17 protein-coding genes are annotated in these 16958 nt (G+C 61.9%); 14 read left to right on the forward strand and 3 right to left on the reverse strand.

Annotated elements, in window-relative coordinates:
* The first annotated feature begins 222 nt into the window (after window positions 1-222).
* The 13 genes from HUK73_RS04600 to HUK73_RS04660 all read left to right on the forward strand — a co-directional run bounded on the left by HUK73_RS04600 (window position 223) and on the right by HUK73_RS04660 (window position 13266).
* Entirely contained in the window at window positions 223-3444 is a 3222-nt protein-coding gene (locus HUK73_RS04600) for a YdbH domain-containing protein (protein WP_176590850.1), read from the forward strand.
* Entirely contained in the window at window positions 3441-3629 is a 189-nt protein-coding gene (locus HUK73_RS04605) for a YnbE family lipoprotein (RefSeq protein ID WP_176590851.1), read from the forward strand. Before HUK73_RS04600 ends, HUK73_RS04605 begins: the two co-directional genes overlap by 4 nt.
* Window positions 3626-4027 (forward strand): YdbL family protein, encoded by a 402-nt coding sequence (locus tag HUK73_RS04610; RefSeq protein ID WP_176590852.1) that lies wholly within the window; start codon window positions 3626-3628, stop codon window positions 4025-4027. The genes HUK73_RS04605 and HUK73_RS04610 overlap by 4 nt, the downstream gene beginning before the upstream one ends.
* Window positions 4028-4193: 166 nt before the next feature.
* The gene (locus HUK73_RS04615) at window positions 4194-4517 is read left to right on the forward strand and encodes an AtpZ/AtpI family protein (RefSeq protein ID WP_176590853.1); all 324 of its coding nucleotides are present in this window, start codon (window positions 4194-4196) and stop codon (window positions 4515-4517) included.
* Between the two features lie 48 nt (window positions 4518-4565).
* The gene (locus tag HUK73_RS04620) at window positions 4566-5351 is read left to right on the forward strand and encodes a F0F1 ATP synthase subunit A (protein WP_176590854.1); all 786 of its coding nucleotides are present in this window, start codon (window positions 4566-4568) and stop codon (window positions 5349-5351) included.
* Window positions 5352-5402: 51 nt separating this feature from the next.
* Window positions 5403-5630, forward strand: a complete 228-nt coding sequence (locus tag HUK73_RS04625) for a F0F1 ATP synthase subunit C (protein WP_004207392.1) — start codon at window positions 5403-5405, stop codon at window positions 5628-5630.
* A gap of 86 nt (window positions 5631-5716) precedes the next feature.
* Entirely contained in the window at window positions 5717-6211 is a 495-nt protein-coding gene (locus HUK73_RS04630) for an ATPase (protein ID WP_176590855.1), read from the forward strand.
* Window positions 6204-6818: a F0F1 ATP synthase subunit B gene (locus HUK73_RS04635; RefSeq protein WP_176590856.1), complete on the forward strand. Its 615-nt coding sequence runs from the start codon at window positions 6204-6206 to the stop codon at window positions 6816-6818. The genes HUK73_RS04630 and HUK73_RS04635 overlap by 8 nt, the downstream gene beginning before the upstream one ends.
* Window positions 6819-7057: 239 nt before the next feature.
* A complete protein-coding gene (gene uvrC / locus HUK73_RS04640; protein ID WP_176592813.1) occupies window positions 7058-8971 on the forward strand; it encodes an excinuclease ABC subunit UvrC in 1914 nt (637 codons plus the stop codon).
* A gap of 70 nt (window positions 8972-9041) precedes the next feature.
* Window positions 9042-10718 (forward strand): sensor histidine kinase, encoded by a 1677-nt coding sequence (locus tag HUK73_RS04645; RefSeq protein ID WP_176590857.1) that lies wholly within the window; start codon window positions 9042-9044, stop codon window positions 10716-10718.
* Between the two features lie 324 nt (window positions 10719-11042).
* A complete protein-coding gene (locus tag HUK73_RS04650) occupies window positions 11043-12302 on the forward strand; it encodes a pilus assembly protein TadG-related protein (protein WP_255326328.1) in 1260 nt (419 codons plus the stop codon).
* Entirely contained in the window at window positions 12299-12862 is a 564-nt protein-coding gene (locus HUK73_RS04655) for a TadE/TadG family type IV pilus assembly protein (protein ID WP_176590859.1), read from the forward strand. Before HUK73_RS04650 ends, HUK73_RS04655 begins: the two co-directional genes overlap by 4 nt.
* Window positions 12859-13266: a TadE/TadG family type IV pilus assembly protein gene (locus tag HUK73_RS04660; RefSeq protein WP_176590860.1), complete on the forward strand. Its 408-nt coding sequence runs from the start codon at window positions 12859-12861 to the stop codon at window positions 13264-13266. The genes HUK73_RS04655 and HUK73_RS04660 overlap by 4 nt, the downstream gene beginning before the upstream one ends.
* Before the next feature lie 9 nt (window positions 13267-13275).
* Here HUK73_RS04660 and HUK73_RS04665 read toward each other — a convergent pair whose 3' ends face one another.
* Window positions 13276-13971: a M23 family metallopeptidase gene (locus tag HUK73_RS04665; RefSeq protein ID WP_255326192.1), complete on the reverse strand. Its 696-nt coding sequence runs from the start codon at window positions 13969-13971 to the stop codon at window positions 13276-13278.
* 361 nt (window positions 13972-14332) lie between these two features.
* Here HUK73_RS04665 and HUK73_RS04670 point away from each other — a divergent pair, with 361 nt between their 5' ends.
* The gene (locus tag HUK73_RS04670) at window positions 14333-15688 is read left to right on the forward strand and encodes a CpaF family protein (protein WP_176590861.1); all 1356 of its coding nucleotides are present in this window, start codon (window positions 14333-14335) and stop codon (window positions 15686-15688) included.
* Between the two features lie 13 nt (window positions 15689-15701).
* On the opposite strand, the gene HUK73_RS04675 is transcribed toward HUK73_RS04670, so the two are convergent.
* Entirely contained in the window at window positions 15702-16169 is a 468-nt protein-coding gene (locus HUK73_RS04675) for a prepilin peptidase (protein WP_176590862.1), read from the reverse strand.
* Between the two features lie 12 nt (window positions 16170-16181).
* Window positions 16182-16958, reverse strand: coding sequence for a tetratricopeptide repeat protein (locus HUK73_RS04680; protein ID WP_176590863.1), 777 nt, complete (start codon window positions 16956-16958; stop codon window positions 16182-16184).

The following is a 16958-nucleotide window of genomic DNA, read 5'->3' on the forward strand; positions in this document are numbered from 1 at the left end:
AACAGCCGGTGGCTCGCAAAATGCGGTAAACAGGAAAAGCATTTTGAAGACGGCTGGAACAGCCGGCGGCTCGCAAAATGCGGCGAAAAGGGAAAAGCACGACTCGATCGTGCAATGCATCGTTGTGGATTCGCCGGGTAAGGATATTTAGAAGCAGTCAGACGTTGTTAAGGCGTTACGGACGTAAATTGCGCGTTTTCAAAGCCGGGGTTGGCCATAGGCATGGAAGATGAAGGCGGCGAAAAGGAAATTCGCCGGGGCTGGCTGCGCTGGCTTGGGGTGGGGACGGGATCGCTCGCGCTGATCCTAGCCGCGCTCTGGACCCAGCGTGCGCCCATCGCCGAAAATTTCATCAGCCGTGAACTCAACCGGCACGGGGTCGAAGGCAGCTATGACCTGAAGGAAATCGGCCTTCGCACTCAGCGGATTGAGAATATCGTGCTGGGCGATCCGGCCGATCCTGATCTGACGGCGCGCTGGGTGGAGGTCGACATTGCCTTCACCGGCCTGACGCCGGGGGTCGCGGCAGTGCGGGCGGGCGGTGTCCGAATGCGCGGGTCGCTCCGCGGCGGCGTGCTGAAACTGGGCGAGATCGACAAATTTCGCGATTCGACCTCGACGGCGCCGTTCAGCCTGCCCGACATCCTGCTGGGGTTGAGCGACGCGCGATTGCGGCTGGAAACCGATGCTGGAACGGTGGGCATGCAGATTGACGGCCGGGGCAATCTGCATTCGGGCTTTCGCGGGAAGCTGGCGGCGGCGATGCCTGAAGCGGGGTTCGGCGGCTGCGGCCTTGCCAATCTGTCGGCGCTGTTGGACGTCGCCATGCGGGACGGGCGACCGCATCTGTCCGGACCGGTGCAAGGGGATGCCGTTGCCTGCCGCGATGCCGCCACCGCCATGGCAAAGCCTGCGGCGAATGTGGATATCTGGCTGGGCAAGGCGCTGGATCGCTGGAGCGGCCATGTCGATCTGACGGGCGAGGCGCTCAAGTCCAAGGGCATGGTGTTGGCGCACCCGTTTGGCCGTGTCGACTTCGACGGGACGGCGGCATCGACCGGGGGCAGGGCGCAGATCGGCGCGGCGGCGCTGTCGGCGGCAGGGACGCTGGCCGGAACCACCGAGATTCGGGGCGCCTGGCAAGTCGGCAAGGACGAGGCGCGGATGCAGGGGCGGCTTTCCGCACGGCAGATTCGCCTTGCCGGGCGCGATCCGCTGGCGGGGTTGCGCGAATCGGGGGCGGGAACGCCCGTTGAACCGCTCACGGTCCGATTGGCCGATGCCGTGCGGCGGGCGGGCGAGGATAATGTGTTGCAGACCAGTCTAGCCTTTGCCCAGCGGGGCGGAGGCGGCAGTCTGGTCCTCACCGGCACGCAATTTACGGCGCGCAGCGGGGCGAAGGCGGCGATTCCCGGCGATGGGCGAGTGACCATCGGCTGGCCGGGCAAGGGGCGGGCGGCGCTCGGCTGGGCGCTTGACGGTGCGCTCACGACGGAAGGCGGCGGATTGCCCAAGGCAGCGCTGCGGCTGGCGCGGCGGGCTGGCGGCGGCTTTGGCGGACAGCTTTTCGTGGAACCCTATGCCGCCGGACAGGCGAAGCTGTCGCTGGAGCCGGTGCGTTTCGTGGCGGAGCCGAAGGGTGATACGCGTTTCTCGACCGAAGTACGGCTGGATGGGCCGTTGCCGGGCGGGCGGCTGCGCGGACTGGTGGCTCCCGTTGAGGGGCAATTGAGCGCCGATGGCACGGTTGCGGTCAACCGGCGCTGTATGCCGGTTTCGCTGATCGAGGCCCGTTATGGCAGCTTTTCCGTTGGTCAGACCCGACAGATCCTGTGCCCCATTGGCGGCGGTGCGCTGTTCGCGGCCGGTCCCGATGGCGTGCGCGGCGGCGCGGAAATCCGCAAACTTGCCTTGGTCGGAAAGAGCGGTGACAGCCCGATGCGGCTTTCCGCCGATAGCGCACGCGTAGCGCTGGGACGGGAGGGCTTTGCGCTTTCCCATGTCGAGCTCAGCATCGGGGCGGAAGATGCGCCGGTCCGTCTGACCGCGGTGGCGCTGGATGGAAAGGCGGTAGGCAAGGGGCTGGGTGGCCGTCTGACCGGAGCGGGCGGGCGAATCGGCGCCGTGCCGCTGATTGTTGAAAATGGTGCGGGCGACTGGGGCTTCGCGGGTGGTGTGCTGAAGCTGGCGGCGGCGATGACGGTGCGCGATGCGCAGACGCCGGGACGGTTTGAGCCGCTGAAGGTGCCCGATTTCGCGCTGACCCTGAAGGACGACCGGATTGCTGCGACGGGCGCTCTGCGGGTGCCGCGCAACGATGCCCTGGTGGCGAGAGCCGTGATCGAGCATGATCTCGGCAACGGACGGGGCAAGGCGGATCTGGCCGTTCCCGCCCTGGCCTTTGGTCCAGCGCTTCAGCCCGAGGAGGTGACGGGGTTGGCGCTCGGCGTCGTCGCCAATGTGCATGCGACCGTGAGTGGGGAGGGGCATATCCGTTGGGACGGCAATCATGTCACCAGCGACGGCCTGTTCCGCACCGACAACGCCAATCTGGCCGCCGCCTTCGGTCCGGTGGAGGGGCTGACGGGAGAATTGCGTTTCACCGATCTGCTCGGACTGGTCAGCGCGCCGGGGCAGGAAGTGCGAATCAGGTCGGTCAATCCGGGCGTTGAGGTTCGGGACGGCGTTGTGCGCTACCGGCTGGACGCGGGCCAGAAAGTGCGTGTCGAGGGCGGCGGCTGGCCCTTTTCGGGCGGGCAACTGGTGCTGTTGCCGACGACGATGGATTTTAGCGCCAATGTGGATCGTTACTTGACCTTTCGCGTCATTGGGCTGGATGCAGGCGCGTTCATCCAGGCGATGGACCTTAAAAATGTGTCCGCCACCGGCACGTTCGACGGGATCATGCCTTTGATCTTCAATGCACAGGGCGGGCGCGTCGCGGGCGGCGTGCTGACCGCGCGGCAGCAGGGCATGCCGCCGCTGCTGATGCCTGAAGGTGTTCTGCCGACGATTCCGTGCGACCCCACGCGCCAGTCGGGCACCTTGTCCTATGTTGGGCCGGTTTCGAACGAGCAACTGGGCGCCATGGGACGGCTGGCCTTCGATGCGCTCAAGAATCTCCAGTATAAATGCCTCACCATATTGATGGACGGCGCGCTGGACGGCGAAATGGTGACGAATGTCGTGTTCAACGGCGTCAATCGCGGGCAGATCGGCGGGGCGCCGGCGGGGCTGGCGCGCAATTTCACGGGCCTGCCCTTCATCTTTAACGTCCGGATCGCGGCGCCCTTCCGGGGGCTTCTTGGGACCGCGCAATCCTTCATCGACCCTTCAACGCTCATACAAAACAGCCTGGGTGATCAGATGCAGGAGAAGATTCGGGCAGGGGTTGCAGTTCAGCCTGCCGAAAGCGACACTGTGCGAAACAGGGAGCAGAAATGAAGAAGCGAACGATCATGATGGCGGGTTTCGCCGGTTTGGCCCTGGGGGGCTGTATTCAGGTGAAGGCCCCGGACAAGCCGATCGAAATCAACCTCAACGTCAAGGTGCAGCAGGAAGTCGTTGTCAAACTGCAACGCGATGCGCAGGATTTGATCCAGAATAACCCGGAGTTGTTCCCGCAATGACACGCAAGTTTTTGATGATTGCCGCCACTGCTGCGGTTGCGCTGGCGACGGGGCTGGCCATGACGTCTCCTGCCCGTGCGCAATCCGGCGCCGTGGTCGCCGCGATGGGCGCAGGCGCCGTGGGCGAGCAGGCCGACGGCTATCTGGGCATCGCCGGGTCTGTAAGTGACGCCGTCCGGTCCGAGGTCGAATCGATCAACATCAAACGGCGCGCAGCCTATACGGACCTTGCCGGCAAGCGCGGCGTGACGGTGCAGGATGTCGCCGCATCCATCGGATGCCAGACGCTGACCAGCCGCGTGAAGCAGGGGCAGGTCTACCGTATCGGCGCCGGTGCGTGGCAGACCAAGGGCGCCGGGCCGATCGCCCTGCCATCCTATTGCGCGACGGCCGGGTGATTTCCGCCTTGCTGGTGGACTTTTGACCCAGCTTCGTTCGGACAGGAAATTCTCCTGTCCAACGACGGTTGACACTCCCGAAAGCCCTTTCTAAACGGGCCGCGCCTTGACGGGTGCAGCCGCAACCGCCATGCCGCCTGAGCCCTTATACTAAGGAGGATGGTCGATGGCAGCGGATGCACCGGGGCAGGACCCGGCGGGGGAAGATGCGCGGATCGCTTCTTTGGAGGAGCGGATTGCGCAGGCCGAACACGTCGAACGGGTCAGACAGGGGACCAAGGAGCAGCAGGCGGACGATGGGTCGCGCCTCGGCAACAGGGTTCTCGCTGAGCTGATCGGGGGTCTTGTTGGCGGTGCCTTGATCGGCTGGGTTTTGGACCGGCTGCTTGGGACATCCCCATGGCTCCTGCTTGCATTCCTCGGTCTTGGGATCGTGGCGGCTTTCAGGAACATCATCAGGTTGACGACGACGAAGCGTCCCGACGAATAGGGACGCTTTTGTCATAGTCTAAAGGCAAAGACGTTACAGGGGTCCAGCGTGGCACAATCCGGCAAAATCGATCCGATGCATCAGTTTGCGATCGAACCGCTGTTCGGTACGGATCATCTGTCGCTCGGCGGTTTCAACATCGCCTTCACCAACAGCGCGCTCTATATGGTGGCTGCTGCTGTGGTGCTGTGGATCTTTGTCGTCGGCGGCATGAAGCGTGAACTGGTCCCCGGCCGCTGGCAGATGGCGGTCGAATATATGACCGGCTTCATCAAGAGCCTGCTGATCGCCAATGTGGGTGAGGGCGGCAAGAAGTACATTCCCTATGTCTTCTCGCTGTTCATGTTCATCCTGCTGGCGAACCTGCTCGGCCTGTTGCCGCTGGGGTTGTTCGGCCTGCATCCCTTCACCTTCACCAGTCATTTCACCGCGACCGGCGTGCTCGCGATCATGAGCTTCTCGATCGTGCTGGCGGTGGGCTTTTACAAGCATGGCCTCCACTTTTTCTCGCTGTTCGTGCCGCATGGCACTCCGGCGCTGATGGTGGTGCCGCTCTTCTTCATCGAACTCGTCTCCTTCATGGTGCGTCCGTTCAGCCTTGGCCTGCGACTGTTCGTCGCGATGACCGCTGGCCACGTGCTGCTGAAGGTGCTCGCCGGGTTCGTCATCAACAGCGCCAATGCCAGCCCCGCGCTGGGCTTCACGGTCGGCACCGCCAGCTTCATCCTGATGATCGGCATCAGTGCGCTGGAAGTTCTGGTGGCCGTGATCCAGGCCTATGTGTTCGCGCTGTTGACCTCGGTCTACATCAACGACGCCGAGAACCTGCACTAAGATTATTTCACCCAACGTTTTGACTTGAGTTTGGAAAAGGGAGTTTACGACATGGACGCAGAAGCCGCAAAGCTGCTCGGTGCTGGCCTGGCCGCGATCGGTGCGGGCATTGCCGCCCTCGGTGTGGGCAACGTCTTCAGTTCGTTCCTCGAAGGCGCGCTGCGCAACCCCGGCGCTGCCGACGGCCAGCAGGGCCGTCTGTTCATCGGTTTCGCTGCTGCGGAACTTCTGGGTCTGCTGGCGTTCGTTATCGCCATGATCCTGGTGTTCGTGGCCTAATAACCGCTTGGGGTGGGCGGGGCGTCCCGGTGATGCCCGTGCCCACCTCCTGATTGACCGCGCCCCGATCGGACGGATCCCATAAAATGCCTCAAATCGCGCAAATTGCCGAAACCTATTCATCGCAGATCTTTTGGCTGTTGGTGACCTTCGGCTTCGTTTTCTTCGTCATCGGCCTGGGTATGGTGCCCAAGGTGCAGGCGACGGCCGATGCGCGCGACGCGAAGATCAGTGGTGATCTGGATGCGGCTAAGGCCGCTTTCGCTCGCGCCGATGAAGCTGAAGCGGACTATCGCGTTCGCGATGCCGAAAGCCGTGCCGTCGCCCAGGCGACGCTGGCCAAGGCGAAGTCCGAGGCCGCCAAGGCGTCTGAAGCCAAGCTGGCCGCAGCCGACGCGGATATTGCGAGCCAGATCGGCGCTGCCGAGGCCCGCATCAAGGCTGCGTCCAACGCAGCCATGGCAGAGATTGAAACCGTCGCCGCTGACGCAGCGCGCGACATGGTGGCTCGCATTTCCGGCGTGGACGCGTCGGACGAAGCGGCCCGCAACGCAGTAAAGGCGGCACTGGCCCATGGCTGAGGCAGCAGAACAGCACAGCGAGGCGGAAGTCCCGCACATGAATCAGGCGATCCATAGCGAAGGCATGGAGCCGGTTGGCACCGTCGCCCACGAGGGCGTTGCCCCGCACAGCGACCCGAAGGCAGTCGGCATGGATGCCACTGCCTGGGTCAGCCTGGCGATGGCGGTGTTCATCGGAATCCTGCTTTTCAAGAAGGTGCCTGGCCTGATTGGCGGTGCGCTGGATGGACGGATCGCGCAGATCAAGACGCAGTTGGAGGAAGCCTCCAAGCTGCGGGCCGAAGCCGAAGCGCTGAAGGCGGAATATGAAGCGAAGCTGGCGGCTGCCGCCGGCGAAGCGGAAGCGATGCGCAAGTCGGCGGAGCATGAAGCCGAAACCTTGCTTGACGATGCCAAGGCCAATGCGGTGGCGCTCGTCGCCCGCCGTCAGAAAATGGCCGAGGATAAGATCGGCGCCGCCGAACGGGCCGCTGTCGCGGATATCCGCAACAAGGCGGTGACGGCTGCGACCAATGCTGCGGCGACCTTGATCGCACAGGGCCATGATCCCAAGGCTGACAAGCTACTCGTCGACGATGCGATCAAGGGTCTCGGCCCGAGCGCCTGAGGCGATCTGGATATGTCGATCTGGATATAATGACAAAAAAAGGCCGGTGCGGGTTTCGCGCTGGCCTTTTTTGTTATGCGGGTCGTGTGAAGCGAGGAGGGGAGTTGCGGACAGCTTCTCCTTGATGAGTGAAGCGCAGTGGGGTGAGATGGCTGACCTCACGCATTGCTTCTCCGCCGATGTCCGTTCCTTGGGTCAATGCCCATTGCGATCACGGCAGACGCCGCTATCTCTTCCGCATGTCCGGTCCTCAATCCCCTGATCGCTTTCACGAAAACAAGGCCACTTTCACGGTCACGGGCAGTCAGCCCGATATTGATGCGGGGGTGGAGGCGATCCGTACGACGCTGAAGACGCTACCGACCCGGCCAGGCGTCTATCGTATGCAGGATGCGCGGGGCGATGTGCTCTATGTCGGCAAGGCGCGGGCGCTGCGCAACCGGGTGACGAACTATACCCAGGTCGACCGTCTGCCCAGGCGGCTCCAACGCATGGTGGCGCAGACGCGCTCCATGACCATCGTCACCACCAACAGCGAGGCCGAGGCGCTGCTGCTGGAAGCGCAGCTCATCAAGCGGTTCCGCCCGCCCTATAATGTGCTGCTGCGCGACGATAAGAGTTTCCCCTTCATCCTGCTGCGGGAGGATCATGCCTTTCCGCGCGTACAGAAGCATCGCGGTGCGCGCAAATATAAGGGCCGCTATTACGGCCCCTTTGCCAGTGCCGGATCGGTGACGCGGACCATCAATGCATTGCAGAAGCTGTTCCTGCTGCGAAGCTGCACCGACAGTTTCTTCGCCAACCGATCGCGGCCCTGCCTGCTTTATCAGATCCGCCGCTGCTCCGCGCCCTGTGTCGGGCGGATCGATGAGGGGAGCTATGGCGAACTGGTTCAGGATGCACAGGATTTCCTGGGCGGCAAGTCGACCGCCGTGCAGAAGAAGCTGGGCGAGGCGATGGAGGCGGCGTCCAACGCGCTCGATTTCGAGCAGGCGGCGGTGCTGCGCGACCGGCTGAAGGCGCTGACTTTCATTCAAGGCAGCCAGGCGATCAATGCCGAAGGGCTGGGCGACGCCGATATCTTCGCGTTGGCGACCAAGGGCGGCGCGATGTGCATACAGGCCTTCTTCATTCGGGGCGGGCAGAATTGGGGCCATCGCAGCTTCTTCCCCGTCCACACGGCCGAAGTCGCGGAGGATGAGGTTCTCGCCAGCTTCATGGCGCAATTCTACGAGGAAGTGCCGCCGCCCAAGCTGGTCCTGTCCGACCGTCCGCCTGCAGAATGCGAATTGATGGCGCAGGCGCTGAGTGAGCGCATCGGGTCGAAGGTGCGGATCGAGGTGCCGCAGCGCGGCGATCGCACGCGCCTCATCAAACAGGCCCAGCGCAATGCCGTTGAGGCGCTCGACCGCCGCCTTGCCGAGACCACGACGCAGGCGAAGGTGCTGGAGGAGATGGTCGAGACTTTCGGGCTGGACGGCGTGCCGGACCGGATCGAGATCTACGACAACAGCCATATGCAGGGCGCGCATGCGCTGGGCGCGATGGTGGTCGCGGGGCCGGAGGGCTTCCGCAAGAACGCCTATCGCAAGTTCAACATGAAGAATCCCGAAATCTCGAACGACGATTTCGCGATGATGCGCGAGATGTTCGATCGGCGCTTCGGCCGCGCGGCGCGGGAGGACCCGGATCGTGACGGCGGCGAATGGCCCGATCTGGTGCTGATCGACGGCGGCAAGGGGCAGCTGTCGGCGGCGCGCGCGATGCTGGAGGATATGGGCATTGAGGATGTCTGCATGATCGGCATCGCCAAGGGGCCGCATCATGGCCGGGAGGGGCGGGAAGTGTTCCACATGCCCGACGGGCGGGAAATCACCTTCCCGCTCAACCATCCGGTGCTGTTCTACCTGCAACGCTTGCGTGACGAGGCGCATCGCTACGCCATAGGCGCGCACCGCCAGAAGCGGAGCAAAGCGATCACCGTCAGCTCGCTGGATGAGGTTCCCGGTATCGGTCCCGCCCGCAAAAAGGCGTTGCTGATGCATTTCGGTACAGCCAAGGCGGTCAAGAGTGCCGCGCTGGAAGATCTGTTGAAAGCGCCCGGCGTTTCCAAGGCGGTCGCGCAGCAGATTTACGATTATTTCCATGGATAGCCGCTCGGCTGGCCTCATCTCTATTTGACGTGGCGGCAATTTCCTTCCCATAAGAAACCTGCCGGAGAGCATGGGGGAACGTGGTCGCGCAATGCATGGGCGAATCGAACGGACGACCAGCCTGAGCCGGTGGGATACATTGACCCAATCGGCGCTTCGGCCATGGCGGACGCTGGACTTCACCAGACTGCTGCTGGCGGTGATTTATTGCTCCGTCAGCTTCATCTTCGCCAGCCCGCGATCCTGGGCGGAATCGGCGGAGCATGGCGTCGCGATCCTGATGCTGCTGCTGGCGTTGACGGCGGTCATGCTGTCGGCGCGGTCCTGGATCACCGACATGCGGATTCGCAAATGGGTGATATTCCTCGATACATTGCTTTACATCGCCCTGCTGCTGGTGACGAACCCGTCCAATAGCCCCTATTTTCCGGGCAGTTTCTTCGTGGCGGTGGAAGTGGCGCTGGTGGTCCGCCGGCAATGGCATGTACTGGTCGGCCTGTTGGCAGGGGTGGGCGCGATATTCGCAACCTGGTTCGATGAGATCGTCACCCTGCCGACGGAACCGGCGGCTGAAAGGGTTGCGCTCAAGGCCTGTTATCTGGTGGTGGTGATCGTGGTGACAGGGGTCATGCTTGGCCCCCGGCGCGAGACGCTGCTGGAGCGGGAGCAGATGCGGCGGCTGGCCGAAGCGGACTTCCCGCCGACGAAGAGCAGCGCCGACGGCTTCCTGTTGCAGGCACTGCGGACCGCGACGGGCGGTGAACGGTTGGCCGTGCTGTTCAGGATGGCGAGTCACGAACGGCTTCGTTTCGCATGCAGCGCGGGGCAGGCATTGCCGTCCATCGGCTTGGGTAATTTGATGACGGCGGATACGGGCTGGCATGATCGGGGCCGGAACGCATCGATTGCCCTGTCCAGCGACGGCGTCAGCCATTTGGGGCCGCTGTCCGTAGGCGGCAGGGCCTGGAGCACCCTGTTGGACGCGGACACGCTGCTGACGGTGCGGGTGCATTTGGGCACTTTCGAGGCGGTGGGCGCGGTGCATCTTTCCGATCCCTGCCATGAGGACTGTGCCGCCATCGCCCAGCGCGTGTTCCAAAGCGCCTGCGAAGAATTGATGGTCCGCAACAGCCTGGACCTGGCGCATGTCATCGCCGGGGCGCGGGAACGTGAGCGATTGCAGCGGGAACTCCATGACAGCGTGCTTCAGGCACTGGCCAGCATCCGTTTTCAGCTCGCTCCCTTGTTGAGCGAGCAGTCGGTTTCGCCGCGCCCCGTTATCAGCAATATCGACCGCATCGCCAAGGATCAGATTGCGACCATCCGCTGGATCATCAATCCCGAGGTCGATGAGGAGGATTTCGCCTATCTGCCCGAAACGCTGGCGATGGTGGTCCGCTCGCTGGGCGAGCAATGGGGTATTGAATGCGCGCTGAAGGTTGAGGACGGCAATTGTGCGACCAGCGCGATGATCGGACGGGAACTGAGCTTTGCCGTGCGGGAAATCGTCGCCAATGCCGTGCGGCATGCGGGGGCGAGCGCGGTGGATTTCGCGCTGGAACCGGACGGCAATCGTATCGCGCTTCAGGTGAGCGATGATGGCGTGCCCAATATGGCGCGGCTGGGGTCCAGCGGGGCCGTGCCGTCACGATCGCTGATGCGCCGCATTCAGGCATTGGGCGGCGAAGTGTTCCTGCAGAATATCGGCGGGCGGACGACCATCCGCATTACCGTACCGCGGAAATAGCGACGGGCTTTTCCGGTTTCCCCCTTTTGTCCAATATTGGGGCGGAACGCCGGAAGTCTTTGTGGTAGGGTGGAATCATCGATCCTGTCGCTGTTGACAGTCGTGATGATGAATGTCAGTTTACTATATGATATTGAAAACGCTGATATATCTTTGGATATATACTGGATAATATAAGAATATTTTATAAATCGGGTCGAATGGGATTGTTTGCGGTAACGCATTTATTTCAGGGGCGGGGATATGTTGCGCTCTTCCGTTCGGTTCTTGCTGAGAAAATGGCTTCGCCATGCCTTGAATGAAAAGGCCGCTGTCGGTCCGCTGATGGCGCTGATGCTGATTCCCATATCCGGCGGCGTCGCGATGGCGGTGGAAGTGGGGCAATGGTATTATTTCCAGCGATCGATGCAGAATGCTGCCGATACCGCAGCCCTCGCTGCGGCGACCAACAACAGCACGACCGGAAGCACCTATATTGGGGAGGCCAAGGCAGCCGTCACGCCCTATGGCTTTGTCGATGGGCAGAATAATACCACCGTCAGCGCGGCGATCGTGACTTGTCCGACAGGAGTCGTGGCGGGGGCGACCTGTTATCAGGCTTCCCTGTCGAAAGTGCTCCCGATCTCCTTTTCGGCGCTTGTCGGTTTCAGGGGCGATGCGACCTATGGTTCGGGCTTTGGGCAGACGATTGCTGCTTCGGCCATCGCGACGGCGGGTGGCGCGGGGCAGCAATTCTGTCTCACTACGCTGTCTACCTCCAATACTTCCTTTCAGAGCAACGGTGGACCAAAGCCTGATCTGGGTGGGTGCAGTATCTTTTCGAACGGGGATGCGACCTGTAACGGGCATAATCTTGGCGCGACCTATGGCTATGCTCGTGGCACCAACAGAGGGTGCGGCATAAACCAGGTGTCTGGTACAGGGGCGATCACTGATAATTATTCGGGGCTTGCCAGCAATATCCCCCCGAACACATGTTCTTCCTATCCGCAAAGGCCAACGAAGAACAACGATCCCGTTCTTCCATCCACTAATCTCATTACTGGGTCATTGGCGCTGGGCAGCAAGCAATATTGCGGTGATGTGCAGCTTAGTGGCGATGTGACGCTTACCGGCACGGATAATGTCATCGTCATCAATAATGGCATGTTGGATTTGAACGGGCACACGCTCCAGACAGCCAGTGGCGCCAACGCGACCGTCATTTTTAGTGGCACGACCGCAAGCGGCTATTCCCATATTCCAAGTGGCAGCGGTACGTTGACGATTACCGCGCCGACATCGGGCCCTTGGTCCGGGGTTGCGATGTATCAGGATCCCCAACTGACATCAGGCGTGGATATTTCCTATGCGGGCAACAATCCCACCTGGAATATCAGCGGTCTGGTCTATCTGCCGAAATCAAACCTGACTTTCGGCGGTGCAGTCAATAAATCCGCCAACGGGGCCGCCTGCTTCGTGATGGTCGCCTATACCATTTTGGTCAACGGAACGGGCAGCATATTCGCCAATAATACGCAATGTGCGACCGCAGGCCTCACACCTCCCGGCACCGCCGCCACTCGGGAAAAGCTGGTCCAATGACGGCCTTGGCTACATCGGCCAGAGGACTTCGTTTCCTTCGCCGCTTCATGGGCAACAAAGCGGGCGCGGCGGCGGCGGAAATGGCGCTGTGGTTCCCCGTGGTTGGCTTCCTGACGCTGAATGTCGTCGATGTCGCCATCTATATCTACAGCAAGATGCAGGTGGAAACGGCGGCAGAGCAGGCGGTCGGGCTGGTTCGACAGGTGTGCAACAGTTCCACGCTGTTGCCCGCGACCTATCCGACCGATCATTGCAGTTCCACCCTGTCTCCCCAGATGGCCTCGGCGGCGCAGCAGACGACATTGGGAGCCGGCGTGACATTGGGCACTTTGTCGGAAGGCTATTATTGCGCCAATGCATCCGGCGCTCTGGTGGCGGCCGGTACCTTGAGCAGTCCTTCTGCTGATTGTTCCGCCGCAGTCACAGGTAGCACCGCCAAGCCGGGCATTTATGTCAATGTTCAGGCTTCCTATACTTATGTTCCGGTTTTTCCGGGCCTGTCTATAATGTCCTATTTGTCGACTTCGATCCAACAGACGGCATGGATGCGATTGCAATGACCCAGTCTTCGGCTTCCTGCCCGCTGCTCAAGACCTTCTGGCGTCATGCCGGAGGGGCGACCGCAGCGGAGTTCGCGCTCGTTCTGCCGATTTTCCTTCTGACGGTCTTCGGCACGATCAACATGGCCCTTGCCCTGTCCGCGCTCATCCAACTTCACTATGTCACGGAAAAGGCCGCGCGGTGCATTTCGGTCGATCCGACAGGCACGACCTGCACCACGGCCAACGTTGATACCTATGCCAAGGGCCTGTATCAGGCGGGCGGCGTTAGCGGGCTGACCTTTACCGCTTCGGCGCCAGCCTGTGGAAATAAGGTCGATGGCAGCGGCAATTATCAGGTCTTTACCGGCGTCGGCAGCATCACCATCGGCCTGTCGGCCTCTTCCTGCTATCCGAAGATTTGAACTTGGGCGCTATTTGGTCAGGAGCGGCCTGGGGTTTACCGGCTGGCCATTGACGCGCATTTCATAATGGAGATGCGGTCCGGTGGACAGGCCGGTCGAGCCGACATAGCCGATCGTATCGCCCCTGTGCACCTGCTGCCCCGGCACGACATTGATCCGTGACATATGGCCATAGCGGGTCTGGATGCCATTGCCATGATCCAGCGCGACGAAAAGGCCATAGCCGCCGCGCCATCCGCTCCAACTTACCAGTCCGTCCGACATGGCCGTGATCGGCGCGCCGGCCGGAGCCGCCAGATCGACACCCAGATGCGGGCGAAAGCCGCCGAGGAGGGGGTGAGCACGCATTCCAAAGTCGCTCGTCAGGGATCGCGCCGCGACTGGCAGCCCAAGGGGCAGCGACCCCGGCAGTCGGGAGATCGGACGCGGCTCCGCCTTCAGGTAGAGCGGCGTTCCCACCAGATCGATCGCGCGCCCGAATTTGACCGACCCCGACGCAACTGCGGCTGGAGAGGGTGCTGTTTCATTTTGGGACAGGTTGACATAGTTGCTGGCCTGTTCCGTGGAAGAGCGGAAGCGTTCCCTGGCGACGGGCACGGCGCCTGCGTCATTGGCAAGACTGGCGTTGCCGGGGAGCAGCGCGGCAACCATGGTCATGATCATGAAAGACATGGAGCGCTTCGCATAAAGGCGGAATCTCGCCATTTGGAATCGCCCCCTCCATAATGGTCATCTGATCGACGGTGTTTATAGAAAAAAACTCCAAAAAAGTCAATAATTTCTGTATTTTGGTGGAAAATTTCCGAATATCGGGAAGGTTATGGCCGGATTTTCATTTCATCATTTAGGCGTATTTTCGATTTCGTCCGCTGGGATTAGAATGCGCATAAAAAATGTGATAGTTTGCAGTCAATTAACCCATGATATTGAAAATGATTTTTGCGTCGAATCGCCAAGCGACTGACGGGGAAATGGAGGAGAGGCAGAGAGTGGACGGAACTCTGCAAGAAATCATGGATTATTGCGACCGGACAGCCGATACTAGCCGACGGGCGGGAGCAGGCTGATGTGGCAGATCCGTAGGGACAGGCAGAATGAAACGCGTCTGAATGCGTGGCATGCCGCGCATGCTGCCTCCCCGTTGCGGGAAGATCGGCACACCGAACTGAAGGTCATTCTGCACCAGCGCCTCATCGGCATCATCAATCTTTCGGCGCTGGAATCCATGTCCCGGCAGCAGGTAGAGGTTGAGGTCGGCGAGATCGTCCATGAACAACTGGCCTTGCAGAAGCATGCGCTCAATTTGCAGGAACGCGCGCAACTGGTGTCGGATGTGCTCGATGAACTGCTGGGGTTGGGGCCGCTGGAACCTCTGCTCAAGGATCAGAGCGTCACGGATATTCTCGTTAACGGACATAAGTCGGTCTTTGTCGAACGGGACGGGCGTCTGGTGAAGACGCCTGCGCGCTTCAAGGATGAGGCTCATCTGCTGCGTATCGTGCAGAAGATCGTGTCCGCCGTGGGCCGCCGCATCGATGAAGCATCGCCTTTCGTCGATGCGCGTCTGGCGGATGGGTCGCGGGTCAATGCGGTCGTGCCGCCGCTGGCTGTGGATGGTGCGCTGCTGTCGATCCGCAAATTTGCCCGAGAACCGATCTGCATGGTGCGGCTGACGGAGTTGGGCAGCGTTCCTGCACCAATGGCGCAGTTGCTGCACGCGGTCGTGGCGGCGCGGCGCAATGTGCTGATTTCCGGGGGCACCGGATCGGGTAAGACGACGCTGCTCAATGCCATGTCCGCCAGCATCGACGAACATGAGCGGATCGTCACCATAGAGGATGCCGCCGAACTGCAATTGCAGCAGGATCATGTCGCGCGTCTGGAAACCCGGCCCGCCAATGTCGAAGGGCGAGGAGAAATCACGCAGCGCGATCTGTTGAAGAACGCGCTGCGCATGCGGCCGGACCGTATCATCGTGGGTGAGGTGCGGGCGGGTGAGGCCTTCGACATGTTACAGGCGATGAATACCGGCCATGAAGGGTCCATGACGACCGTTCACGCCAATTCCCCGCGCGATGCCCTGTCCCGCGTTGAACAGATGGTGGGCATGAGCGGCATCGAAATTCCGCTGCGTTCCGTCAGGGCGCAGATCGCCTCGGCCTTTCACGTCATCGTGCAGATCGCGCGCCTGTCGGACGGCAGCCGGCGGCTGATGAGCATATCGGAAATCACGGGCATGGAGGGTGAGGTCATCACCATGCAGGAGATATTCCGCTTCAAGATGACCGGACGGCGGGAGGATGGTTCCGTCCGCGGCCATTTCGAGGCGACCGACATCCGGCCCAAATTCATGGCCGATCTGGCGGACCGGGGGATTACCCTGCCATCCAGCCTATTTTCTGCCGAGACGCCGATCCGCTGAAGCCGATCGCCACTCAGACCATGATCAGTTTCATCAGGATGGCGCCCGCGCCAATGGCCACGCCATAGGGCAGGCCGCTGCCGGGATCGGTGCTGGATCGTCTGACCGGCTTGCCCTGGACCCTGCGGACGATGAACCAGACGATCAGCAGGATCAGACCACAGGCTGCCACTGTCATGAGCAGCAGGCTTGCCTTCCCCAGGCTGAACCAGGCGGCGACGGCGGCATAGAATTTCGCGTCGCCCCCACCAAAAGCGCCCAGTTTGAACAGCAGCATGCCGCCGATCAATGCCACGACGAGGTGGATGGCATGGCTGTTGAGGTCGGATAGCCCACCTGCGAACGGCGCAGCCGCGAGTCCGGCGATCATCGTCACTATGCAGAGCCAGTTGGGAATGCGGCGCTGATAGAGATCATAGATGGCCGCCGCGATGCAGGCACCGATCAGGAGGGCGAGCGTAGCCGGTTCAATAAGATTCATGGTCCCGCCAGATCAGGGATGAGGGGAAGCGATGGCGACGACAACAGGCTTGCCGGTCTTTTCCTGACTTGCCGGAGCAACCGGTGGCAGCGTCAGGCGCCGGGCCTGCACATAGCCGGAAAGGGTCAGCACGACTTTCCGCGCCGGCTTGCGTTCAGCGGGCGCCGCTTCTTCGGTTGGGCTTGCGCTTTCGTCTGCGGAGGCGCTCATCACGCTCTTCGTTTCCACAGGGGGCTTCACGGCAACCTTCCGCTGGAAGGGGGCGGCGAACGCGCCCACGGTCAGGATGCGGACCTCCAGTTGCGAAACGCGTTGCAGGCCGCCGGGCCGGGAGAAGGAACTCGCCGTCTGGACGCTCGGGGCGCTATCCTGCGTCTTGGGCGCGCTTTCGTCATCGGCGTGGCGGATCGGGAAGGTCTGGGTCTGTTCCAGCATTGCCAGATTGGCCTGATATTTCTCATTGAGCGGATCGACCGCCACCGCCTCGTTGAAGAAGCGCCGGGCAAGGTCGAACCGGCCGAGCCGCGCATAGGCGACGGCCATACCGTTGAGGGCAGGGGCCACCGCTTCTCCCTTGGCCAGCGCGCTCTGGAACTTTTCGATGGCCAGGCCGGGCTGGCTTGCATCCAGCGCCGCGCGCCCCTGATCGGTGAGGGGGGATTGGGCCATTTGCGGCGCGGCCGGGCGGTGATGCCGGGCGAATATGCGGGCGCCGGGGAAGGAACTGCACGCACTGAGCGGCAACGCCACCATCATGGCACAGCCAGCCATTTTAAGAGCTTTGCGCAT

The sequence above is a fragment of the Sphingobium sp. EM0848 genome (assembly GCF_013375555.1).
Classification (GTDB): Bacteria; Pseudomonadota; Alphaproteobacteria; order Sphingomonadales; family Sphingomonadaceae; genus Sphingobium.